The organism is Halomonas sp. BDJS001 (assembly GCF_026104355.1).
Taxonomy (GTDB): Bacteria; Pseudomonadota; Gammaproteobacteria; order Pseudomonadales; family Halomonadaceae; genus Vreelandella.
The window spans coordinates 3,861,274-3,884,442 of sequence record NZ_CP110535.1 but is presented as its reverse complement, the minus strand read 5'-3'; the positions used below and the strand labels follow the sequence as shown (position 1 = coordinate 3,884,442).

Genomic DNA, 23,169 nt, shown 5'->3' with positions numbered 1-23,169 from the left:
CATGGATTACAAGCACACGCTGAATTTGCCTGAAACTGATTTCCCCATGCGCGGCATGCTTCCGAAGCAGGAGCCTGGGCGGGTTTCCAAGTGGCAGGATATGAACATTTACCAGCGCCTGCGCGAAGCGCGTGCGGGCGCGCCGCTGTTTGTGCTGCACGATGGCCCTCCCTACGCCAATGGCAGCATCCATATTGGTCACGCCGTTAATAAAATTCTTAAAGATATTATCGTTAAGTCAAAAAACTTGGCTGGTTTCGATGCACCCTACGTACCGGGTTGGGATTGCCACGGCCTGCCCATTGAGCACAAGGTGGAAACCACCCACGGCAAACACCTAGCGCCCGAGCACGCCCGTGAGCTATGCCGGGAGTATGCGGGTGCGCAAGTAGAAACACAGCTGGCCGACTTTGTGCGGCTCGGTATTATTGGCGACTGGGATCATCCCTACCGCACCATGAACTTCGCCAACGAAGCGGGTGAAATGCGTGCCTTAGCCGAGATGGTCGACGCGGGTTACGTGTTTAAAGGCTTGAAGCCGGTTAACTGGTGCTTTGACTGTGGCTCGGCGCTGGCGGAAGCCGAAGTTGAGTACGCTGATAAGAAGTCCGACGCCATCGATGTTGCCTTCCCGGTAGAAGAGGCGGACAAGCTTGCCGCTGCGTTTGGCTTGACCGAATTGGCGAAGCCCGCCGCCGTGGTCATCTGGACGACCACGCCCTGGACCATTCCCGCTAACCAGGCGCTTAACGTCCACCCCGAATTTACCTATGCGCTGGTCGATACCGGTGAGCGTCTGCTGCTGCTGGCTGAAGAGTTAGTGGAGAGCTGCCTGGAGCGCTTTGACTTGCAGGGCGAAGTCATTGCCACGACCCAGGGCAAAAACCTTGATCTGATCAATTTCCGCCACCCCTTCTATGATCGCCTCTCACCTGTCTATCTGGCGGAGTACGTCGAGTCTGAAGTGGGCAGTACCGGTATCGTTCACTCTGCACCCTCATACGGCATGGATGACTTCATTACCTGCCGCGAACATGGCATGGAGTTTGACGACATGCTCAACCCGGTGCAGGGAAATGGCGTTTACGTTGACGACCTACCGTTCTTTGGCGGTCAGATGATTTGGAAAGCCAACCCGCATATCGTCGAAAAACTGCGCGAAGTGGGTGCGCTGATGGCGCATATCCCGATCAAACATAGCTACATGCACTGCTGGCGCCACAAAACGCCGGTGATCTACCGTGCTACGGCGCAGTGGTTTGTGGGCATGGATATTAAAGGCAAAGACGGCAAAACCCTGCGTGAACGTGCTCTTGAAGGCATCGAGGCCACGGCGTTTACGCCTGCCTGGGGCCAGGCGCGCCTACATAGCATGATCGCCAATCGTCCAGACTGGTGTATCTCCCGTCAGCGTAACTGGGGCGTGCCGATTCCGTTCTTCTTGCACAAGCAAACCGGCGAGCTGCACCCGCGCACCGTTGGGCTGATGGAAGAGGCGGCCAAGCGGGTTGAGCAAGAGGGCATCGACGCCTGGTTCAAACTCGACCCGGCAGAGCTGTTGGGCGCGGAAGCAGCGGATTACGATAAAGTCACCGACACCCTGGATGTCTGGTTCGACTCCGGCACCACCCACCGCCACGTGCTGCGCGGCTCGCACCCCCATGGCCACGAAAACGGCCCGCGGGCGGATCTCTACCTGGAAGGTTCCGATCAGCACCGCGGCTGGTTCCACTCGTCGCTGCTCACCGGCTCGGCGATTGACGGGCATCCACCATACCGTCAGTTGCTGACCCACGGCTTTACTGTCGACTCCCAGGGCCGCAAGCAGTCCAAGTCGCTGGGCAACGTGGTCGCGCCTCAGGAAGTGATGGACAAGCTGGGTGGCGATATTCTGCGCCTATGGGTCGCCTCCACCGATTACTCCGGCGAAATGGCCGTCTCTGATGAGATTTTGAAGCGCACCTCCGATGTGTATCGGCGGATTCGTAACACCGCGCGCTTCCTGCTTTCGAACCTTAACGGGTTTGATCCAGAGAAAAACCAAGTAGCGTTTGGCGATATGCTGGCGCTGGATCAGTGGGTGGTAGATCGTGCTCACCAACTACAGGCGCGGATCGAAAAAGCCTACGAAGAGTACCGCTTCCTGGATGTTTATCAGCAAGTGCACGGTTTCTGTGCCCGTGAGCTGGGTGGCTTCTACCTAGATGTCATCAAGGATCGCCAGTACACCACGCAAACCGACTCGCTGGCGCGGCGCAGTGCGCAAACCGCGCTCTACCATGTGGTGGAAGCGCTGAGCCGCTGGATCGCACCGATCCTCTCCTTCACCGCTGAGGAGATTCACGAGAATATCCCCGGTAAGCGCGGTGACAGCGTGTTGCTGGAGACCTACTACACTGGCCTTGGCAGTCTGGACGACAACGCTGAGCTGGGTCGTGCCTTCTGGGAGCAGGTGCTGGAGGTCAAGCACTCGGTCAACAAGTGCCTGGAAGACGCCCGTAATGCCAAAGTCATTAAAGGCAGTTTGGCCGCCGAGGTCACGCTGTATGTTAGCGACGAGCTGCAGGCGACGCTGGCCAAACTGGGCGATGAACTGCGCTTTGTGATGCTAACCAGTGAAGTGACGCTTAAGCCCCTGGCTGCTGCGAGTGATGCAGAAGCGACTGAGCTGGATAGCTTGAAAGTCGCAGTTAAAGCCAGCGACAACACCAAGTGTGAGCGCTGCTGGCACCACCGCCCGGATGTTGGTACTCATGTTGATCACCCGGATCTGTGTGGTCGCTGTATCAGCAATCTCCCCGAAGGCAGTGGCGAGATTCGTTACTATGCTTGATAACAACACGCCTAGTGATACCGATAAAAACGTGCGGCCGAAAATGCAGCGGCCGTTGCGCTGGCTATGGTTGGCAGTGGCGGTGATTGCCTTGGATCTTGCCACCAAGTACATAGCCAGTAGCCAACTGGGGTATGCACAGCCGGTAGAGGTGCTGCCGTTCTTTAATTTGACTCTGTTGCACAATACCGGCGCGGCGTTCAGCTTTTTAGCCACGCATCCCGGCTGGCAGCGCTGGTTCTTCGCCTTGATTGCCGTAGGTGCCAGCGTGGCGCTGACGATGTGGCTTGCACGGATTAAAAACGACGAAAAACTGCTGGCGATAGCGCTGCCGTTAATTATTGGCGGTGCGTTGGGAAATCTTTACGACCGCCTGGTGCATGGCTATGTGGTCGACTTTTTATCGTTTCACGTTGCCGGTTGGTACTACCCAGCGTTTAACGTGGCAGATATTGCGATTACCCTGGGCGCGGTCGCGTTAATCTGGGAATCCATTATGGGTGAGCGGCGGCGCAAAAAAGCAGCCAACGCTTCCCATTAATCGAACGTTGAGAACAACTGACTATTGAGAACTGCGATGAGCGACTACCAGATCGATGAAGGCATGGAAGTGACGCTGCACTTCACCTTAAAGCTGGAAGATGGCACTTTGGTGGACTCCACCAAAGATAAGGCGCCCGCCACCTTCGAGTTTGGTGATGGTAACCTGCCGCCTGGTTTTGAACATCCTATTAAAGGGTTGGCCGCGGGGCAGGAGGGGACGTTCCAGATAACCCCAGAGCATGCGTTCGGACAGCATAACCCGCAAAATATTCAGACCCTGAAACGCGCCGATTTTGGCGATGAAGCGCCAGAAATTGGTATGGTGATGTCGTTTGCCGACAAAGCGGGAACGGAATTGCCAGGCGTGGTCAAAACCATTGACGGTGATCGCATTGAAGTGGACTTCAATCACCCGTTAGCAGGTCGCACGCTCACCTTTGAGGTGGAAGTGTTGGAGGTCAAGCCGGTGACCACTCACTAAGCTCAGCCTACCATGTGTGGGCGGCGATCGAACTTACTAAGCAGATGCCTCGGGCATCAAGGCACTACTATGAATTTACCCAGTACTCAGTCAACAAGTACGCAGTCAGCAAACGCGCAGCAAGCACAGCCTATTCAAATCAAACTGGCTAATCCGCGTGGCTTCTGTGCCGGCGTGGATCGCGCCATCGATATCGTTAATCGCGCGCTGGATGTATTTGGCCCGCCCATCTATGTGCGGCACGAGGTTGTCCACAACCGCTTTGTGGTCGAAACCCTGCGTGCCCGAGGGGCCGTGTTTGTTGAAGAGCTGGATGAAGTGCCGGACGACGTTATTGTGATTTTCTCCGCCCATGGCGTCTCCCGTGCGGTGCAAGCTGATGCTGAGCGGCGTGGGTTGAAGGTATTCGATGCTACCTGCCCGCTGGTCACGAAAGTGCACCTGGAAGTATTGCGCTACGCCAAACGTGGCCAGGAGTGCATTTTAATCGGCCATGAAGGCCACCCGGAAGTCGAAGGTACCATGGGGCGTTACGACACCTCTCACGGCGGGCGTATCTACCTGGTAGAGGATGAACAAGACGTCGCCAAGCTGGAGGTAAATGACCCCTCAAAGCTGGCCTTTGTAACCCAAACCACGCTGTCGATGGATGATACCGCCAAGGTGATCGATGCGCTGCGCGAGAAGTTTTCTGACATCCAGGGGCCGCGCAATGACGACATTTGCTACGCCACGCAGAACCGCCAGGATGCGGTGCGCGAGCTAGCCGCTCAGAGTGATTTACTGCTGGTGGTGGGCAGCCCCAATAGCTCTAACTCCAACCGGCTGCGAGAGCTTTCGGAAAGAATGGGTACGCCTGCTCACTTGATCGATAATGCTGACCAGATCGATCCGCATTGGCTTGAAAATGTAGCCCGCGTGGGGGTAACTGCAGGTGCCAGCGCCCCAGAAGTGTTGGTGAAAGGCGTGATTGCCAAGCTGCAAACCATGGGCGCTGACTTACCCGAAGAACTACAGGGCCGTGAAGAGACCATTACCTTCTCGATGCCAAAGGAGTTACGTGAAAAGGTGATTGCCAGCAGTTGAGCATAGGCTGTGTAATGCAATGCGTATTAGTTTGCGACATACTGAAACGGTATGAGCCAACTAATACAGGAGCAGAGCCGCGTGTCCTATGTTTCGTATTCTTTTCCTGGTCGTTCTTTGCTGAATGGCCAGCGCGGCTTTACCCTCATTGAATTGATGATTGTGCTGGTGATTATTGGCATCGTCGCCTCCTTTGCTTACCCCAGCTATACCCGCTATGTGCAGAAATCAGTGCGAACCGACGCTCATGCGGGCCTGATGCAGGCCGCTTCCGAGCTTGAGCGCTGTTATACGCGCAGCTACACCTATAGCGATTGTCCTATCAACAACTCCTCTCCTGAAAACAACTACACGATTGCGGTCACTATTAGCGGCAACGGCTATTTATTGGCCGCCAGCACTGATCAAGATGACGGCTGCGACGGTGATATTACTCTCAATTCGAATGGCGAAAGGTTACCCAATGCCTGTTGGTGATTCTACGCGTCAACAAAGGTTTACCTTGATTGAGTTGTTAGTCACATTGGTGATCGCCTCCATCATCGCTATTATCGCGGTTCCCGCTTTTACTGGCTTCCTTGTCCGTCAGCAGCTCGCCAGCGACGTCAATGAAATCATCTCGGTCTTGAGCTATGCCCGCAGCGAGGCGATCAAGCAGCGTACCGATATAGCCGTTAACTTTTCTCCGCCTGACACCGCCACGACCAATCGCCGCCCTAACGCCTGTCGAAATAACGAAATCGCTGACGATACGAGTGAAGGCAGCGATGAGAGTACCCGTTACCGTTATTCGGGAGGGTGCTATTGGGTAGTACAAAGCGGTGCAGGCAGTGAGAGTGAGATACTCCGAGTAGGTCTGTCTGCCAATATAGTCTCACCGGCCCAAGCGTTATCAATCACTTTTCAAAGCTTGGGTGACGCCGATATTTCCAGCTGTCCTGACTCACCCTGCGAAATGACGCTACAGACCACGTGGGGAAAGGTATCCGCTACTCCCGCAACGCTGGTGATTCGTACAACGGGCAGTATTCGCAGGAAAGTGAGAGAGTCATGAACGCTCAGCGCGGCTTTAGCTTGATAGAAGCACTCATCGCGTTGGTAGTTCTCTCGATTGGCCTGATTGGCGTTGCCGCCATGCAGCTCAAAGCGCTGCATGGCGCGAACGCTGGCTACCAGCGCTCCTTGGCAAGCGTCGCTGCCGTAGATGCCCAAGAGCGGCTGTGGGCGGCGTTAACCACGCTAAACCCAGGTGACACCTGTGAAGATATCGACAGCTCAGCTGTTGAGGACGCGTGGAAAGATGCTTGGTTCGCGGATAACGACCAAAACCCGCTTCGCAATGCCAAAAAAGGCGAAAGCCGCATCGTCAGAGACAGCGGCGAAGATAAGTGCCGCTTTAATGTGATTCTGGTACTTGGCGATGACGAGAATGATGAGTTCGACTACACCTTCCGCCTCCCAAGGCTTGAGGTGCAATAATGCAACAGCGCCAAGGCGGGTTTACCCTAGTGGAGCTAATGGTCGCAATGGCCATTGGCACGGTGATTATTCTGGGGTCTGGCCAGCTTTTTTTAACGACCTTTCAAACGTTTCAAACCGTTGACAAGGTCAGTCGTAAGCAAGAGACCTTAATTTTTGCGGTAAGCACCCTGACTGAAGCAGGTCGCAAAGGAAAGATTGGTGACTACGCTATCACCTCAGATGAGCGAAGCTCTGAAAGCGGTACGCGTCATTACTGTGTTTTGCAGAATGAGGATAAAAGCCAACCAGTCGTTGATCTTGCCCAAGTGGATGATGCGACAGCCTGCCCAACGCTTTCTGAAGCCAGTGGTGATGGTGTGTCTCACTTGGTCACGTTGCCCATTGGCGATTGCCGAGAAGGTGTGGATGCCACGTGCGATCAAATTACCTTTACCATCAGCGAGCGAAATAAAGCGATCTCACCAGAAGAGCCTACGTCATGAAACAGCAGCAAGGCGCAGCGTTAGTAATTGTTATGGCACTGCTCGCTGGCGCGCTAATGTTAGGCATGTCGGGTATGCAGAGTGCGTTGATTGATGAGCGGCTGGCGGGTAATTATCGCGCCTCTGTCCAGGCACAAATGACCGCAGAGAGCACGTCTTCATCGCTGGCTGATTTTCAGAATTCGGAGCGTCGCAGTGAATATCTTTCTAGCCTATTCAATGATGATGAATTTGCTGCCATAGGCGACATAAAAAGCTTGCGCGGGCGAGAACTTGAGGAATTGCTTGATGTGGATGCGCTAGATGACTTTTTTAAACAGCTGCTTCCCAGCAACTATGAGGAGTTAAGCCAAGAGGAGCAAACCGAGGTGCGAAATGCGTTGATGAAAAATTTCGTATTGGAGTTTGAACGCTTAGAAAAAGACAAAATTGCCATTAGTGCGCAGGACGATGGCTTGAGACGAAGTGCGCGAGGCCAGTCGAGGCTGATTTATGCCTTCGGTGAGGGTAACAGCGGAAGTCCGGCACCTTTCCAACATTCGATAGTGGGTTGTGAAGGGGTGTCTTCTGGCGGAGGCTCGACTATCAGCAGTTATCGTTCAAGCGAAGGCGATTGGAGTGGGCAGCCAGGCAGTTTTTCTGAGAACGATATCCCTCTTATTCGCACCACCTCTGATAATGCGAACGTGGTACTTGGTGGTAATGAAAAGATTCATGGCGGCATAGAAGCACTTGGCTCCGTTACTCTCAGCGGCTCTTCACAAGTATTTGGCAGCATAATGGCTAACCGTACAATATATCTGAATGCTGGCGGGGGACGCGTACGTGGTGACGCCGAGAGCCTTAGCGATGTCATATTTGGCAGTAGTACACGAGTAGACGGCAACGTAAGGGCCATGGGGGATGTGCGTTTGAGTAACTGGTCCGCCAGCGTAGGTGAGGGCATCTACGCAGGGGGAGAAATCATTTCTCAACGAACCCCTGCCTCTGATCACATAGATGACATTAATAGAGCTAATTTCTCTCAACGTAGCGATATAACTCTAAATAGAGCGGAAGAACAGCCTTGTGATACAGCCGACTTTGCTGGCAACTCATTGAATGAAGAAATTTCTCGCTATCAAGAAACGCTTACTTCACTTGGAGATATAACGGTGGGCGCTTACCCTAATGTGGAGTGGCGATTTACTCCAGAGAAAATGGAGCGCTATGACCAAACTTGGAACGTTAACCGCTGGATTAATCATGCATCACCCGAGCTAAATACACTTTTTGGCGAGCAAGCTATTATCTACCGAACAAATAACCTGACGCTAACTAGCTCCCCGTCTTTAAGGGTCAGTGGCGGTGACGTGGTTATTGTAGTGGATGGGAACTTTACGATGGGAGGTGGTGGGCCTGGGTTGGTCATTGATGCCGACAGCAGCTTGACGGTCTTTGTCACGGGTAAAACGGATTTCGGGAGTGTGCTTAATATGCCTGCAGCAAACTCGGTTAACAGCAACGGTAAGGCAACTTTTTCGCTGTTTTCAGGCTACTCAGGTTCAGACACCGGGGTGAGTTTCAGCTCAAGTAATCGTGTGGTTGCAAATGTGTACGCTCCTTATGCAAATGTTTCGGTTAATTCGGGTTCGGGCTTTTTCGGCAGTGTAAAAGGGCGAAGTGTCAGTGTGAGCGGTAGCGGTAGTATCGTTTACGATGAATTACTTGTGGGAACTTTTGGAGAGCCATCAAATGGTGCGCCGGATGGTGGAGACGGTAGTGGCTGGCGTCTCATGGGGTGGCAATGATGCCATTCGTTATGCTGCGCGTTATGATAGTCCCATTTGCCTAAGAGCCTGAAAACTAAGAGTCTGAAAAAACATGAGTCAAACCGCCAAAACCCGCGTTCTCACCGGCATTACTACGACCGGTACACCACATTTAGGTAACTACGTCGGGGCGATCAAGCCCGCCATTGAGGCAAGTCAGGATCCCAACGTACAGTCGTTCTATTTTTTAGCCGACTACCATGCGTTGATCAAGTGTCCGGATCCTAAGCGTGTGCAGGCGTCTCGCTTGGAAATAGCTGCTACTTGGCTGGCAATGGGGTTGGATACCGATAATGCGATTTTCTATCGCCAGTCGGATATTCCAGAAATCCCTGAGCTGACTTGGATGCTCTCCTGCGTTTGTGCCAAAGGCCTGATGAATAGAGCCCATGCCTACAAAGCAGCAGTGGCAGAGAACGAAGAGGCGGAAAACCAGGATCCTGATAAAGGTATCACCATGGGGCTGTTTGGTTACCCCGTGCTGATGGCGGCGGATATTTTAATGTTTAACGCCAATAAAGTGCCGGTGGGGCGTGATCAGATTCAGCATATCGAGATGGCTCGCGATATCGCCGGACGTTTCAATCATTTGTACAAAGGTCAGCACTTTACCCTGCCTGAGGCCGTGGTAGACGACAAAATACAGCTACTGAATGGGTTGGATGGGCGTAAGATGTCCAAAAGCTACGACAATACCATTCCGTTGTTTGTGACTGAGAAGAAGCTACAGAAGCTGGTGCGTAAGATTAAGACCAACTCGCTGGAACCCGGTGAGCCCAAGGATCCTGACACCTGCACGCTGTACCAGATCTATTCAGCTTTTGCGACAGCGGAAGAGACCGCCAGCCTGCGTGAGCAGTACGCGAACGGTATTGGTTGGGGCGCGGCTAAGGATCTGGTGTTTGAGTACTTGAACGACCACTTGAGCGCGCCGCGTGAACGCTATAACGCACTGATGGAAGATCCCGCTCATATTGAGGCGGTACTGAAGAAAGGCGCTGAGCGTGCCCGTGAAGAAGCCGCTGTAACAATGGATCGGTTACGGACGACCGTTGGTTTAGGTCGGTTTGTTTAATCCCTAAGCCACGTTGCACGACCAGTAGCGAAATATCTACCACAAGAAGCAGAAACGACGAAGCCCCTTCCGGTTGGAAGGGGCTTCGTTTGTTATAGGCCTTGCTATTCAGGCTTGGCCTAGGCTAATAGCAATCGCTTAGCCTTCGATCGGGGCGCGCCAATCGTCGGAACCAGAAGTACCGGCAACAGTGTGTTCCCAATCAATCTTACGGTAAGCCAGTGATACGTCCATCAACTGGGTGAATTCAGCTTTTTGGATGTCTTGGGCGTGGGGCATACGCAGGTTGATGTCGACGATAGTGGCATCGGTCAGCGTGGTGGTGAAGAAGTGCTCCTGCTTACCTTCTACAGACGTGCGGTACCACTTCAGCTCAACATTGGGCAGCATTTCACCCGATGCTAGCGCGTTGTACATCAGCGGTACTGCTTTGTTCAGAGCAACGGTGAAGATGAAGGGCTTGTGAGCACGTTGACCGGACGGCTGACCAGACTGCGGGTCAGTGGGTACGGTAACGACATGCTTGAATTCCTGCACCAGCATTTGGTCTTCATGACCTTCAACGTAGATATTACCTACGGAGTCAGGGGTAAAAGCGCCTGAAGTGATGTTGCCCTGAGTTTGGCCTTCGATGCTGATATAACATGGTGTTGGCATGGTCTGCTCCTTGACTGAAAAATTAAGGGTTGTCACTTGGACGCAAACATTAGAGCAAGTTCAAGGCCAATTTTTTAAATTATTTAAATATCAATGGCTTATTTGTTTTTTGGGGCGGAGGGTTTTGTTTTCGGGGCAAGAAGTTGCCTATGTTGGGCAAGTTCTTGCCTGAGCAGGCAAGAACTTGCCCGCTTGTTGTTACAACCATATGCGCTGCGTAACGCAGAGTTGCATCTTCCGTGACCATGCTTTATGTCTGAGGAATTGCCTATGTTTTAAGCAGGAACAGGGCCATCGAGGCTATAATTTTGTTGCTCAAAAACGATTGAGCTACTCCCGCTAAGCTCCCCTTTTGTATGAATTCTGCTCGCCGTTTGTAAGAAATCCCTGACAGTTTTTGTAAGAAATATCTTACAAATCCATAGAATCTAAATTAGCTTTAATTAATATTTTCTTATCTTGTCGCTAAAAGACGCGAAAATGGCTGCAAAAAATGATTTTGTGATATTTCTGTCTCCATGAGCTAAAGCGACGCTTGCTTAAGCGAATTTGGTACTTTAGACGTAAATACGGTAATTTTCCGCGATTAATAAGCATTCTTCTTTTGAATCGAAAATGTTCTAATTTTTACGGGCGAAAACCATGGCTAAGCAAGGAACGGTCGCGCCGAAAGAGCGCATCAATATCAAATATGTCCCCGCTACAGGTGATCAGCAGGCCGAGACTGAACTGCCGTTGAAGTTATTGGTGGTCGGTGACTTCAAGGGTGGGGAGGAAGACACCTCCATCGAAGAACGCGAAGCCGTTTCTGTTGATAAGAATAACTTCCAGTCTGTAATGCGCGAGGCAAACCTTGGTTTGCAGGCTGCGGTACCCAATCGGCTGCAAGAAGAGGGTGAAGCAAGCGATTTGGCCGTCAATTTGGAATTCAAATCACTGCATGATTTTGCACCCGACAGTATCGCTCGGCAGGTGCCGGAGCTGCGTAAGCTAGTCGAATTAAGAGAGGCGTTGGTGGCCTTAAAGGGGCCGCTGGGCAACGTACCTGCTTTTCGTGATCGCTTGCAGAAGCTACTCGAAAGTGACGAAACGCGCCAGCAGTTGTTGGCGGAGCTAGAGCTGCTTGATTCTGACCCTGATCGTAACGATTAAGCATCCTTATTTTCGTGCTAGCCCAGTAACCGGAGTGTATTCGAGGCATCCCTATGAGTGATACGGCGCAAAAGAAAAGTCAAACGGTGGAAGCTCAGGAAGAGGTTTCTTTACTTGATCAAGTGATGGCGCAGACCCGTATGGCGCCAGCGGATGAGGGCTACGACGTAGCCAAGCAAGGCGTTGCTGCTTTTATTTCCGAACTGTTAAACGGCGAGAATGCTGCTCCGCAGGTTAATAAAGCCGTAGTGGATAGCATGATCGTTGAACTTGACCGAAAAATTAGCCGGCAAGTTGATGAGATTCTTCACGACACTAGCTTTCAGCAGTTGGAGTCTGCATGGCGTGGCTTGAAGCTGTTGGTCGATCGCACCGATTTCCGTGAAAACATTAAGCTTGATGTGCTTCACGCCACCAAAGAAGAGCTGTTGGATGATTTTGAGTTTGCCCCGGAAATCACCCAAAGCGGGCTCTATCAACACGTTTACGCAGGCGGGTATGGCCAATTTGGCGGTGAGCCGGTAGCGGGAATTATCGGTCACTACGACTTCACCCCCTCGACCCCAGATATGAAGCTGTTGCAGCACACGGCTGCTGTAGGGGCTATGGCTCATGCACCATTCCTGTCAGCAGTGGCACCTTCCTTCTTCGGCATCGATAGCTTCGAAGAGCTGCCGAATATAAAAGATTTTAAAGCCATCTTTGAAGGGCCCAAGTACGCTCGCTGGCGTAGCTTGCGTGAGTCAGAAGACGCGCGCTACTTAGGCCTGACGGCGCCTCGCTTCCTGCTGCGGATGCCCTACGACCCGGTCGAAAACCCTATCAAGACATTTAACTATCGTGAAACCGTCAGTGAAGATCACGATCATTATTTGTGGGGTAATACGGCGTACCTGCTGGCCGAGCGCTTGACCGACAGCTTTGCTAAATACCGCTGGTGCCCGAACATCATTGGCCCTCAAAGCGGCGGTGCGGTTGAAAACTTGCCTGTCCATACCTACGAGGCGCTGGGCCAACTGCAGGCAAAAATTCCCACCGAGGTGCTGGTGACGGATCGGCGCGAGTTCGAAATGGCTGAAGAAGGCTTCATTTCGTTAACCATGCGCAAGGGCAGTGATAACGCTGCTTTCTTCTCGGCAAACTCCGTACAAAAGCCCAAGGTATTTCCGAACACGCCTGAAGGTAAAGACGCCGAGACCAACTACAAGCTGGGTACTCAGCTGCCGTATATGTTCATCATCAACCGTCTGGCTCACTACATCAAAGTGCTCCAGCGTGAGCAGATCGGGTCGTGGAAAGAGCGTCAAGACCTTGAGCGTGAGCTAAATACCTGGATCCGCCAGTACGTGGCCGACCAAGAGAACCCGCCGTCCGATGTACGTAGCCGCCGCCCGCTGCGTGCCGCCTCTATTCAAGTGTCTGATGTAGAAGGCGATCCGGGCTGGTACCAGGTGTCCATGTCGGTGCGCCCGCACTTTAAATACATGGGTGCCAACTTTGAGCTGTCATTAGTCGGACGTCTCGACAAGGAATAAGGGAACCTCTCCATCATGGCTATTCACCATGGCAGCCTGCTAGGTAGCCGTCTGTTTGAGCGTCTTGCGATGCCCGAGCAGCCGTTAGCGCATGGGGAGGATGAAAGGCTGGCGGAAACTGTTGAGTCGATCAAACGCCACTTGGTGGAGCTGCTCAACAGTCATCCGGGCAATAGTGCCTGTGAGCCTGAGTTGGGGTTGCTGGACTTCAATGATGCAACGATCGGCGTGCTGGATTTAGAGCTGAATATCCAGCGCGCCATTCGGCAGTGCATCGAGCGCTTTGAACCACGGGTTCAGCATGTTGAAGTTGAGTCATTACCCAATAATGGCGATCCCTTACAGCTGCATTTTCAAGTACATGCCACCGTAGCGTTAGGGCGAGATAACGCCCACGCTACGATCGACTTATTGCTCAATAATAAGCGCTATCAGTGTCTTAACTGATAGGCTTGCGAGGCCCGAATGCTAAATCGCTATTACCGGGACGAGCTCAATTTTCTGAAGCGCCAAGGGCGAGAATTTGCGGAGGGCAACCCCGGCCTGAGTCGCTTCTTGTCAGAGCGTAGTACCGACCCTGATGTTGAACGTCTACTAGAAGGCTTTGCTTTTCTAACTGGCCGTATGCGCGAGAAAGTGGAGGATGAGTTCCCCGAACTTACCCATTCACTGATCAGCATGCTATGGCCGAACTACTTGCGCCCGGTGCCTAGTATGACGGTGGTGCAATTTACCCCTACATGGCATGCGCTAAGTACCCACCAGCTTCTGGAGCGAGGTACGGAATTAGCCAGTAAGCCAGTGGATGGCACTACCTGCATGTTCCGCACGTGTCATGACGTAACACTCTATCCGCTGGAACATGCGGGGGTTGAGTCGCGACACACACGTGATGCCTCCATTGTTGAGTTGGCGCTTGACGTACATAGTGATCAGCCCCTTAGCGCGATGGGGATGGATACCTTACGTTTGCACCTGGGTGGAGACGCTTATACAGCGCGTACGCTTTATCTGTGGATGAGTCACTACTTAGCGCGCGTGGAGCTGGAAATTGACGGTAAACGGCTGCCCCTGCCCAAGCAGTTGCTGCAGCCGGTTGGTTTTGACCGTCACCATGCGCTATTGCCCTATCCAAGGAATGTGTATCAAGGGTATCGAATACTGCAGGAATACTTGTGTTTTCCTGAGGCTTTCCATTTCTTTGATGTAACAGGCCTGAACCAGCACTTGCCAGCCATTCCCGCAGACAAAATTGTTTTGCGTCTAGAGTTTGAGCGTACCTTACCGACCGACGCCAGGGTCAAAGACGAGCATTTTGCCTTGTATTGCTCGCCGGCGATCAACCTGTTCTCTCACGATGCAGAGCCTGTCGATGTTAGCGGGGAGCGTAGTGAGTACCGCATTCATCCCAATAGTCGATCTCCCGGCCACTATGAAATTTTTAGTGTTGATAAGGTCGAGGGCTGGTTAGAGAACGAAAACGGTAAAGGGCGCGGTACGCCGCGTGAGTACGTGCCTTTTGAAAGCTTTCAACACCAGGTCAAGAGAGATCGGGGCAATGATGCCTCCTATTACCGTCTTCGCGTGCGGGACAGCTTGCGTGGTGATGGCTTTGATCACGACATCTCCTTTGTGCGGGGAGATGAGCGCAGTTACATAGGCATGTCTGAAACCGTCTCGCTAGGGCTAACGTGTAGCAACCGAGAGCTGCCAGAGCGCTTGACGGTGGGCGATATTTGTTACTCGACGGAAGAGAGTCCCTCTTATGCCATGTTTCAGAATATCACGCGCCCCACGCCAGTGTTGCGGCCCACGCTAGACGGCAGTCTGCTATGGACATTGATCTCTAATTTGTCGCTTAACTACTTGTCCCTGCTGGAGCGCGATGCCCTGTGCTCAGTATTGCGTGCCTATGATTTCCGAGCCCTGGTGGATCGGCAGGCCGAACGAGTGGCTCAAAAACGGCTGGCAGGCATCGTTAGCATTGAAACACAGCCCATTGACCGGCTGAAAAAAGGCCTGCCCATTCGTGGTCTGCGTTCGGTCATGACGCTGGATCAAGATGCCTTTGGCGATGAAGGCAGCCTGTACTTATTTGGCAGTGTGCTGGCGCGGTTCTTCTCGTTATACGCCAGCATCAACTCGTTTCATGAGCTGCATGTTATTAACCGTCAAAACCACGAGCGCTACAAATGGACCTTACAGTCGGGGCAGCAGCCTCTGATGTAGCGCTTGCCCCTTTGATGGCAAAGGCGCGGCGTTACGATTTTTATCAACTAGTAGAGCTTCTGCATCGTCATCATGGCGATGACCTTGAGTGTGGCCAGCGAGGCGCGCCCGCCTTTGAGCGCGTGCGCTATAGCGCTTCAGCGTCACTAGGCTTTCCCAGCAGCGATGTGCTCTCACTGGCTTTTCAGCCTGAGGGCCATTATGAGCTGGAAGTGAGCTTCTTGGGTCTGCAGGGATCGCAGTCACCGCTGCCCAGCTACTACCTTGAAACATTAGCGCATGAGGCAGCCCACCACGATGGTGTTGCAGGCGATTTCCTGGATTTCTTCAATAACCGCTTACTGGCATTAGTGCACCGCAGTTGGCGTAAGTATCGCCACTACATTCGCTATCAAGACGGTGCTAGCGATGGGTTTTCGGCGGCTATTTTTGCTTTGGTGGGGTTGGCGGACAGTGACCTACGCGTTGAGACGCCTATCAACTGGAGCAAGATGCTGGCGTATGCAGGTTTACTGGCAGGCCGTTCGCGTTCTCCTGATGTTGTCTGCAACATCGTTGGGCACTGCTTTGACCTTGATGATGTGCAGATAGAAGAGTGGGTGCATCGCTGGGTTCAGATTCCTATGGATCAACGCAGCCGAAGTGGAATGGCAGCCATGACGCTAGGCAGCGATGTGGTGGCCGGAGAGCGTGTCGCGGATGTGAACGGCAAGTTTGTGCTGGGTTTATTTGGTCTTACTTTGGAGCGCTTTCGCGACTTCCTACCCGACGGCAGGGAGCATGCTCCACTGCGCACCTTGGTTGAATTTGTGCTGCGCGAGCCATTGGCCTACGACCTCGAGCTAGAGCTGCTACCCAGCGCCGTAAAACCGATGCGGTTAGGCGATGCTGGCACCTGCCAGCTCGGCTGGACCACCTTTGTTAATCCCGAGTCCGGCAGCGCCTCAAAACGCCGCCGAGTGCGTATTCAGATGACAGGTTAAACAATGAACGCCAACCCAATTTCCGCTGTAACGCTGGTCATTGCCAATAGTGAGCGCCTAGAAGGCCGTTCAACAAGCAGTCACGTCTTTCATGACGTGGGGGGCACCTTAGGCTCCTCAACCGATGATGATTGGTTATTGCACGACCACGCCGGCCGCATTCGCCCCCAGCATGCCCAAGTAAGCAAGATTGATGGCAAGTTCTGTTTGATTGACAGCAGCGGGCACACCTTTATCAATCGCGCCACCCTGCCGATTGGGCGAAACCGCAAGGTCGCTTTGAGCGAGGGCGATGAAGTGCTGGTCGGCGAGTACCGTCTTAAAGTGCATTTGGGTAATCGCCAGAACACTCAGCCCGGTGCCCAACCTCTGGCTTCGTTAGTCAATGAAGAGCAGGAGGCGGTAGATGCCTATGGCCGTCCGTTGGTTCAAGAAGACCAGCCGCTACGTGCGGAAGCCGCCAAAAAAGAAGATCCCATGGAGGCACTGGGTGGGGTAGCGCGTGGAGTAGGGCACGAAGACCCAATGGCCGCGCTCGACCCCCGTTCTGCCAATGCTCAGCTTTCCGAATCCGTTGAAGAAGTGCCTGAGCTGCTGGGTTCAGAGCGGCGCGGTGAAGGAAGTGTGGGGCGTGACCAGCAGGAACGGCGCGAAGGCGCTGTTCGTATGCCAGCGATCAAGCGCAAGTCAGGCAGCTATTCACCGGGCGGCCACTCAACAAGCGGTTATTCACCAAGCAGTCATTCGCCGAACGGCTATACAGCAGGCAACCCTACAGAGAGGAGCAGTAGCATGGATGAGCGGGCAATAGACGACCTCGAACGTTCAGTTGGCGAGCAGTTAGAAGATCGCTGGCAAAAGCCTAGTGGGCGTTCACTCGGCCATGTGGGCGCTGACCCGCTATTAAGGGGGCTGGATATCGACATCCCCTTCCGTGATAGCGAAGAACAGCAGGCGTTCCTTGAAGAAGCAGGTCAAACGTTAAAGGCTGCTATCAATGGCTTGCGCACTCTTCAGCAGGCCCAAAACGATAGCAAATATCCCCTTCGAGACCGTCGCTTGCAGCCCATCGAAGATAACCCGCTGCGTCTCGGTCAGGCTTATGAAGCCACCGTTGAAACCATGTTTTCGGCCCAGCGAAGCCCGGTTCACCTTTCGGCGCCCGAAGCAGTGGGCGAATGCCTTCGTCATCAAGGCCATCATCAAGCGGCCGTTGAGGAAGCCATCGAGTACGCCCTAACTGCTATTTTGGATGCCTTTTCACCTGAAGCGCTACTCAAACGTTTCCATGCTTACCGTGGTGCCGGCACGCGCATGGAAGATGAAAACGGCTGGGCATGGGAGATGTATCGTCACTACTACCACGAGCTTAATTCAGGCCGCCAGCTAGGCTTCCAAAAACTGTTCTGGGAAGTCTTTGAGCAGGCGTATGACCAGTCTGTCCGCCGCCAGCAGCGGGAGGACGCATGAGCAAGTCCAAGAGCCTCGGGCTTATTGGGGTGCTTGTCGTGCTGCTGTCGATCACGGGCTGTGCCTCGACCCGTGAAGCAGCCGGTAAAGCCTGGGAGGTCATGCTAGACCCCTCGATACCCGTGGGCTATCCGGAAGACCAGCCCACGTTGGTCGATTTAAGCATGGTCGCAGAACCCGATGTGAACCCGAACAGGGAGGGTGAAGGGACGCCACTGCGCTTTCAAATTTTGCAGCTCAAAGATGACTCCATGTTGATGGCCGCTGACATGGATCAGCTCAGCGAGGATCTGGAAGCGGCGTTGGGTACGAACTATCTGGCCCATGACGACTTCACCTTGCTACCCGGCCAGTGGAAGTTCTATGAACCCTTCGCCATTGAAGAGGACACGCGCTATATCGGTTTGATTGCCTTCTACGCTCAGCCAAACGAGGCGGAGTGGAAGAAAGTCGTCAAAGTGAAAGCCAGTTCAGAGAATTATCACTTGCTGGTTCATCTGCGCAACAGTGAAGTAGAACTAAGGAAGGAAGAGTGATGGCCAGTCGCAATCGCGTGGTATGGAGTGAAGGGCTATTTATCAAGCCTCAACACTTTCAACAGCAGCAGCGCAGCCTCGAAGGGTTGATTGATACGCGGCTTAAAGGGGTTAGCCACTATCTGTATGGATTTTTGACCCTGGAATTGAACAACGAGTTTTTAAGCTTTGGCCGGATTGCGATTAGCCGGGCGAGCGGCGTCATGCCCGATGGCGTTGCCTTCCAGTTGCCTGAGGATGATTTAGAGCCTTCCGCGCTGGAAGTGGCAGACTCGGGCATTACCAACCAAGTGGTGTACTTAGGCTTGCCATTGGCCACGGATAGCGTCGGGGAAGTGCGCTGGCCCGATGACAATTTGCCTGCCCGTTACCGCCTTTCGCCGCGCAGTGTACGTGATCTGCACTCCCGCGATGGTGATATGGCCGACCTGGATGTGGCCCGCGTCTCACCGCGCTTACTGCTAGAGCAAGAAGACCGCAGCGGCTATGCCTGCTTAGCCGTTACGCGCATTTTAGAGCGCCGCCCGGATGGTAGTCTGGTACTTGATGAAGAGTTTATACCCACGCTACTGAACGTTCAGGCAGCGCCCAGCCTACAGCGGTTTGTCGGTGAAATGGCCGGTTTGATGCGAGAGCGGGCGCGTAATATTGCCCAGCGGCTGTCTACTCCCAATCAGGCAGGCGTTGCCGATGTGACCGACTTCATGCTGTTACAGCTACTGAACCGTGCCCAGCCACGTTTTCAGCATTTGTCACGCCTGGGGCAAGTTCATCCGGAACGGCTCTACGACACCATGTATGAAATCGCCAGTGAGCTGGTGACGTTTACCGATGAGTCGCGTTTACCGCCCGAATGCCCTGCTTATGACCATGAGCATCCCGAGCGCGGGTTCCGGCCATTAATGCAGATGATGCGACAAGCGCTCTCTACCGTGCTTGAACCCCGCGCTATCGCCATTCAGATACAGGCGCGGAAGTTCGGCTTACTGGTGGCGCCGCTTTCGGATACCAGCCTGTTCGAAACAGCCGAATTCATTCTGGCAGTGCGCGCCGATATGCCCAACGAGCGCCTGCGTAAGCAGTTTCTACAGCAAACCAAAGTGGCCAGCGTCGAGCGTATTCGCGACCTTATTAGTCTGCAATTACCGGGTGTGCCTTTGGATCCACTTCCAGTGGCCCCTCGCGAACTGCCTTATCACGCGGGCTACACCTATTTCCAACTCAGCCGACAAAGCGAAGCCTGGGGCATGCTGGATGGCGCAAGCGGTTTTGCCTTCCACGTGGCTGGCGAGTTCCCCGGGTTGGAGATGCAGTTTTGGGCGATCAGGAGTTAAGCCATGCAAGATATTGCCACGCATCAAGATGACGCCAAAAACGACTACCCGCTGGGTGAGCCGGTTCGCCATGAAGACCAGATAAAAGAGAGCGGTGTGGAGCAACTGGTGCATAGCCATGCCCAACACCTAAATGCGGATGAGGACTACTGGTTTCGCCTGCGCGGGCACAACTTAAACCCACTGGTCGATGCATCGAGCAGCCTGCTGGGCATGGCGGTACGCGTTCGCCAGGTAGACGGCGCTAATGATATCGAGCGCCTCTATCGCCAGGTGGTGGATGAGATTGCCTCAATCGAGATCGAGCTGACCGAGCAGGGGTATGACCGCCCAACACTGCTCGCCTACCGTTATGTGCTCTGCTCGTTTATCGATGAAACCGTGATGGGCATGCCTTGGGGGCGCCAGAGCGTGTGGGCTGAGCATTCGTTGCTTGCGAGGTTTCATAACGAAACCTGGGGGGGAGAAAAAGTCTTCTCTATCCTCGCGCGGCTGCAGCAAGAGCCTCATCGCTATCGCGACATGCTGGCCTTTATTTATTTGTGCCTGTGCCTTGGGTTTGAGGGGCGTTACCGGGTGAAAACCCATGGTCGTGAAGAGTACGACCAAATTGTACGCGCGCTTGGCGATCAACTGGCGTCACTTGACGAGCCGCCAGATGAGCTGCTGACCCAGCCACTTAGGCACGTGGTGAAAGGGCGCGGCAAAGGAATGCACGAGGGATTGCCGCTGTGGGCCATCTTTGCCCTATTCGGCGTTACCTTGGTGGGTATTTATTTGGGGCTTTCTTGGTCGCTGGATCAGCAGGCTGAGCAAGTCAGAGCTTTACTCGATCAGATTTATCGTTAGGAGATAGCATGCTTAGGGTAGAGCTACCGGCACTTATTAGCCGACTGAATGACGTTTCTCGTCATGGCCTGGAACAGGCTGCGGTGCTGTGCGCGGAACAGCAAGCGCCTGAGGTGACCACCGGTCACCTGCTGCTGGCACTGGTCGACCAGCCGCTATGTGATGTGCGCATACTGCTGGAAACGCTTGATGTCGATGTCGAGGAACTGCGTGCAAGAATGGCGGAGGAGAGCCGTCCGCCGCGTGATCTTGAGGTGTCGACACCCAGCTTTTCACCGTTATTGGTAGAGCTGCTCCAGGATGCATGGTTGCTGGCGGCCACCGAGTACGGTCATCAAGCGCTACGCAGCGGCGTGATTTTAACGGCGTTACTGCACAATGCCCCCCGTTACTTAGGGCCGAAGAGCACGGCGCTACTGGAAGATATCAATCGCGAAAATTTGCGTCGCCACTTAGAGCGCTTAACAGCAGATTCAGCAGAAGCACCCAGGGAGAGTGCGGGCGCTAGCCAGCGCCAGACTGCCCATTCTGCTGGCGATGACAGTGCACTGGCACGTTTTGCCACTTCGCTGACCGAACAAGCCCGCAATGGTGAGCTTGACCCTGTCCTGGGGCGTGACCCGGAAATCGACCAAATGCTCGATATCCTGGGGCGTCGGCGTAAAAACAACCCTATCGTGATTGGCGATGCTGGGGTGGGTAAAAGTGCCGTGGTAGAAGGCTTAGCGGCACGCATTGTGGCGGGGCAAGTGCCCGCGGCGCTGGCCGATGTTGAGCTACTGACCCTTGACCTCGGGGCGCTGCAAGCCGGTGCCGCGGTGAAAGGTGAATTTGAAAAACGCCTGAAAGCGGTGATCGACGAAGTCAAAAACGCCCCGCGCCCTACGCTGCTGTTTATCGATGAAGCGCACACGCTGATCGGTGCGGGCAACCAGGAAGGCGGCGGTGACGCGGCCAACTTGCTCAAGCCCGCCCTGGCAAGGGGTGAGCTACGCACTATCGCAGCTACCACTTGGCGGGAGTACAAAAAGTACTTCGAAAAAGACCCGGCGCTTTCGCGGCGTTTCCAGCCGATTGCGCTTTCCGAGCCAAGCGTTGAGCAGGCGCTGGTGATTCTACGCGGCCTGCGCGATGTATATGAACGCGCCCACGGTGTGCTGATTGGCGATAGTGGTCTGCGAGCTGCCGCTGCGCTTTCTGCCCGTTATCTGGCGGGTCGTCAATTGCCCGACAAAGCCATCGATGTGCTGGATACCGCCTGTACCCGGTTGGCGCAAGCCCTGGATACCCCACCCCGCAAACTAAGCCACTTGCAGAGTGAGCATATCGCCGCGCTACGTGAGCGCGATCAGGTCGAACGTGAACGACTGCTGGGGCGCGAACCTGATAGCGAACGCCACCACGACTTAACCGAACGTTTAGCCAAGCTGGAAGAGGAGCTAGCAAGCCTGGAAGCCGCTTGGCAAGCGCAGCGCGAATGCGTCGATGCCATTGTGGCGCTACACCGCCAATTGCTAGAGGCAACAGAGGGCGATGCCGTTGATCAACTACCCGAGGGTGTTCATCAAGAGCTCGCTGAGCGGGAGCAGCAGTTGGCCCAACTGCAAGAGGCATTTGCGCTGGTTAACCCTAGCGTTGAAGAAGCCCAGATTGCCCAGGTAATTGGTGATTGGACCGGCGTACCGGTCGAGCGAATGACCAGCGACGAGCTAACGCGACTCACCGAACTGCCCACGCATCTGGATGCGCTAATCCAGGGGCAGGGCAGTGCCATTGAGCGCATCCATCGCCACTTGCTAACCGCGCGTGCTGATCTCCGTCGCCCTGGGCGACCATTGGGTGCATTTCTGCTGGTAGGCCCCAGCGGTGTAGGTAAAACCGAAACTGTGGTGCAAATTGCCGACCAGTTGTATGGCGGCCGTCAATTCCTCACCACGATCAATATGTCGGAATATCAAGAGAAGCATACGGTTTCACGCCTGATTGGTTCGCCGCCGGGGTATGTCGGGTTTGGTGAAGGCGGGCTACTCACCGAAGCGATCCGTCAGCGCCCCTATTCGGTGGTGCTGTTGGACGAAGTCGAAAAAGCTCACCCCGATGTGCTGAACCTCTTCTATCAAGCGTTTGATAAAGGCGAATTGGCCGATGGGGAAGGGCGCGTTATCGATTGCAAAAACGTACTGTTCTTCCTCACCTCTAACCTGGGTTACGAAGCTATCGTCAGCTATGGAGATGACCCAGCCGCACTCGACGCGGCGCTCTATCCGGTGCTGGCTGAGTTCTTCAAACCAGCGCTGTTGGCGCGAATGGAAGTCGTGCCTTACCTGCCGCTGAACGGCGATACCCTGCGTGACATCGTCAAGGCCAAGCTGGATACCCTGGCAACACGCATCCGCGAGCGCCATCGCCATGCCGAGGTAGTGCTTGATGACAGCCTGGCCGAGGCAATTTGCAAACGTGCGACGCGGAGTGAAAACGGCGCACGCATGCTGGAGTCGGTGATCGACGGTGAACTGTTGCCGCCGCTCTCCCGTGCGCTGCTTGAGCGTATGGCGCGGCGCGAAAACGTCAGTCGGGTAGTGCTGGGCACGGATGCTGAGAGCGGCGCTTTTACTGCGGAGGTGGCATAGC

General features: G+C 54.2%; 21 protein-coding genes. 20 read left to right on the top strand and 1 reads right to left on the bottom strand.

The annotated features are described in order from the left end of the window. Nucleotide 1: 1 nt before the first annotated feature. From ileS to OM794_RS18025, 10 genes are all read left to right on the top strand, one after another. Nucleotides 2-2,833 (top strand): isoleucine--tRNA ligase, encoded by a 2,832-nt coding sequence (gene ileS, locus OM794_RS18070; protein WP_226251260.1) that lies wholly within the window; start codon nt 2-4, stop codon nt 2,831-2,833. Beyond that, entirely contained in the window at nt 2,826-3,374 is a 549-nt protein-coding gene (gene lspA, locus OM794_RS18065; protein ID WP_226251261.1) for a signal peptidase II, read from the top strand. The genes ileS and lspA overlap by 8 nt, the downstream gene beginning before the upstream one ends. A 36-nt stretch (nt 3,375-3,410) precedes the next feature. After that, on the top strand, nt 3,411-3,857 hold the full coding sequence (gene fkpB, locus OM794_RS18060; protein ID WP_088702254.1) for an FKBP-type peptidyl-prolyl cis-trans isomerase: 447 nt from the start codon (nt 3,411-3,413) through the stop codon (nt 3,855-3,857). 69 nt (nt 3,858-3,926) lie between these two features. Beyond that, nucleotides 3,927-4,943, top strand: a complete 1,017-nt coding sequence (gene ispH, locus OM794_RS18055; protein WP_226251262.1) for a 4-hydroxy-3-methylbut-2-enyl diphosphate reductase — start codon at nt 3,927-3,929, stop codon at nt 4,941-4,943. A gap of 81 nt (nt 4,944-5,024) precedes the next feature. Continuing rightward, a complete protein-coding gene (locus tag OM794_RS18050) occupies nt 5,025-5,420 on the top strand; it encodes a type IV pilin protein (protein ID WP_319001110.1) in 396 nt (131 codons plus the stop codon). Then, complete coding sequence (locus OM794_RS18045) at nt 5,407-5,997, top strand: Tfp pilus assembly protein FimT/FimU (RefSeq protein WP_226251263.1); 591 nt, start codon at nt 5,407-5,409, stop codon at nt 5,995-5,997. The genes OM794_RS18050 and OM794_RS18045 overlap by 14 nt, the downstream gene beginning before the upstream one ends. Next, nucleotides 5,994-6,422, top strand: a complete 429-nt coding sequence (locus OM794_RS18040) for a prepilin-type N-terminal cleavage/methylation domain-containing protein (RefSeq protein ID WP_226251264.1) — start codon at nt 5,994-5,996, stop codon at nt 6,420-6,422. The genes OM794_RS18045 and OM794_RS18040 overlap by 4 nt, the downstream gene beginning before the upstream one ends. Continuing rightward, on the top strand, nt 6,422-6,907 hold the full coding sequence (locus tag OM794_RS18035) for a PilW family protein (protein ID WP_226251265.1): 486 nt from the start codon (nt 6,422-6,424) through the stop codon (nt 6,905-6,907). Before OM794_RS18040 ends, OM794_RS18035 begins: the two co-directional genes overlap by 1 nt. Continuing rightward, nucleotides 6,904-8,697 (top strand): PilX N-terminal domain-containing pilus assembly protein, encoded by a 1,794-nt coding sequence (locus OM794_RS18030; protein WP_226251266.1) that lies wholly within the window; start codon nt 6,904-6,906, stop codon nt 8,695-8,697. Before OM794_RS18035 ends, OM794_RS18030 begins: the two co-directional genes overlap by 4 nt. 73 nt (nt 8,698-8,770) lie before the next feature. After that, nucleotides 8,771-9,793, top strand: coding sequence for a tryptophan--tRNA ligase (locus tag OM794_RS18025; RefSeq protein ID WP_226251267.1), 1,023 nt, complete (start codon nt 8,771-8,773; stop codon nt 9,791-9,793). 138 nt (nt 9,794-9,931) lie between these two features. Here the strand turns inward: OM794_RS18025 and OM794_RS18020 are convergent, their stop codons facing one another. Further along, entirely contained in the window at nt 9,932-10,450 is a 519-nt protein-coding gene (locus OM794_RS18020) for an Hcp family type VI secretion system effector (protein ID WP_226251268.1), read from the bottom strand. A 642-nt stretch (nt 10,451-11,092) separates the two neighbouring features. On the opposite strand from OM794_RS18020, the gene tssB reads away from it, so the two are divergent. From tssB to tssH, 10 genes are read left to right on the top strand one after another with little or no spacing between them, the layout of a single operon-like run. Beyond that, the gene (gene tssB, locus OM794_RS18015) at nt 11,093-11,602 is read left to right on the top strand and encodes a type VI secretion system contractile sheath small subunit (RefSeq protein ID WP_226251269.1); all 510 of its coding nucleotides are present in this window, start codon (nt 11,093-11,095) and stop codon (nt 11,600-11,602) included. Nucleotides 11,603-11,655: 53 nt separating this feature from the next. Beyond that, on the top strand, nt 11,656-13,137 hold the full coding sequence (tssC, locus tag OM794_RS18010) for a type VI secretion system contractile sheath large subunit (protein WP_226251270.1): 1,482 nt from the start codon (nt 11,656-11,658) through the stop codon (nt 13,135-13,137). Between the two features lie 15 nt (nt 13,138-13,152). Next, on the top strand, nt 13,153-13,584 hold the full coding sequence (gene tssE / locus OM794_RS18005; RefSeq protein WP_226251271.1) for a type VI secretion system baseplate subunit TssE: 432 nt from the start codon (nt 13,153-13,155) through the stop codon (nt 13,582-13,584). An 18-nt stretch (nt 13,585-13,602) separates the two neighbouring features. After that, on the top strand, nt 13,603-15,366 hold the full coding sequence (gene tssF, locus OM794_RS18000) for a type VI secretion system baseplate subunit TssF (protein WP_226251272.1): 1,764 nt from the start codon (nt 13,603-13,605) through the stop codon (nt 15,364-15,366). Beyond that, complete coding sequence (tssG, locus tag OM794_RS17995) at nt 15,330-16,349, top strand: type VI secretion system baseplate subunit TssG (protein ID WP_226251273.1); 1,020 nt, start codon at nt 15,330-15,332, stop codon at nt 16,347-16,349. The genes tssF and tssG overlap by 37 nt, the downstream gene beginning before the upstream one ends. Before the next feature lie 3 nt (nt 16,350-16,352). Then, complete coding sequence (gene tagH, locus OM794_RS17990; protein WP_226251274.1) at nt 16,353-17,819, top strand: type VI secretion system-associated FHA domain protein TagH; 1,467 nt, start codon at nt 16,353-16,355, stop codon at nt 17,817-17,819. Continuing rightward, a complete protein-coding gene (tssJ, locus tag OM794_RS17985; protein WP_226251275.1) occupies nt 17,816-18,355 on the top strand; it encodes a type VI secretion system lipoprotein TssJ in 540 nt (179 codons plus the stop codon). Before tagH ends, tssJ begins: the two co-directional genes overlap by 4 nt. Continuing rightward, entirely contained in the window at nt 18,355-19,689 is a 1,335-nt protein-coding gene (gene tssK / locus OM794_RS17980; protein WP_226251276.1) for a type VI secretion system baseplate subunit TssK, read from the top strand. The genes tssJ and tssK overlap by 1 nt, the downstream gene beginning before the upstream one ends. Before the next feature lie 3 nt (nt 19,690-19,692). After that, complete coding sequence (gene icmH / locus OM794_RS17975) at nt 19,693-20,538, top strand: type IVB secretion system protein IcmH/DotU (RefSeq protein ID WP_226251277.1); 846 nt, start codon at nt 19,693-19,695, stop codon at nt 20,536-20,538. 8 nt (nt 20,539-20,546) lie between these two features. Continuing rightward, complete coding sequence (gene tssH, locus OM794_RS17970; protein ID WP_226251278.1) at nt 20,547-23,168, top strand: type VI secretion system ATPase TssH; 2,622 nt, start codon at nt 20,547-20,549, stop codon at nt 23,166-23,168. Nucleotide 23,169: the final 1 nt, after the last annotated feature.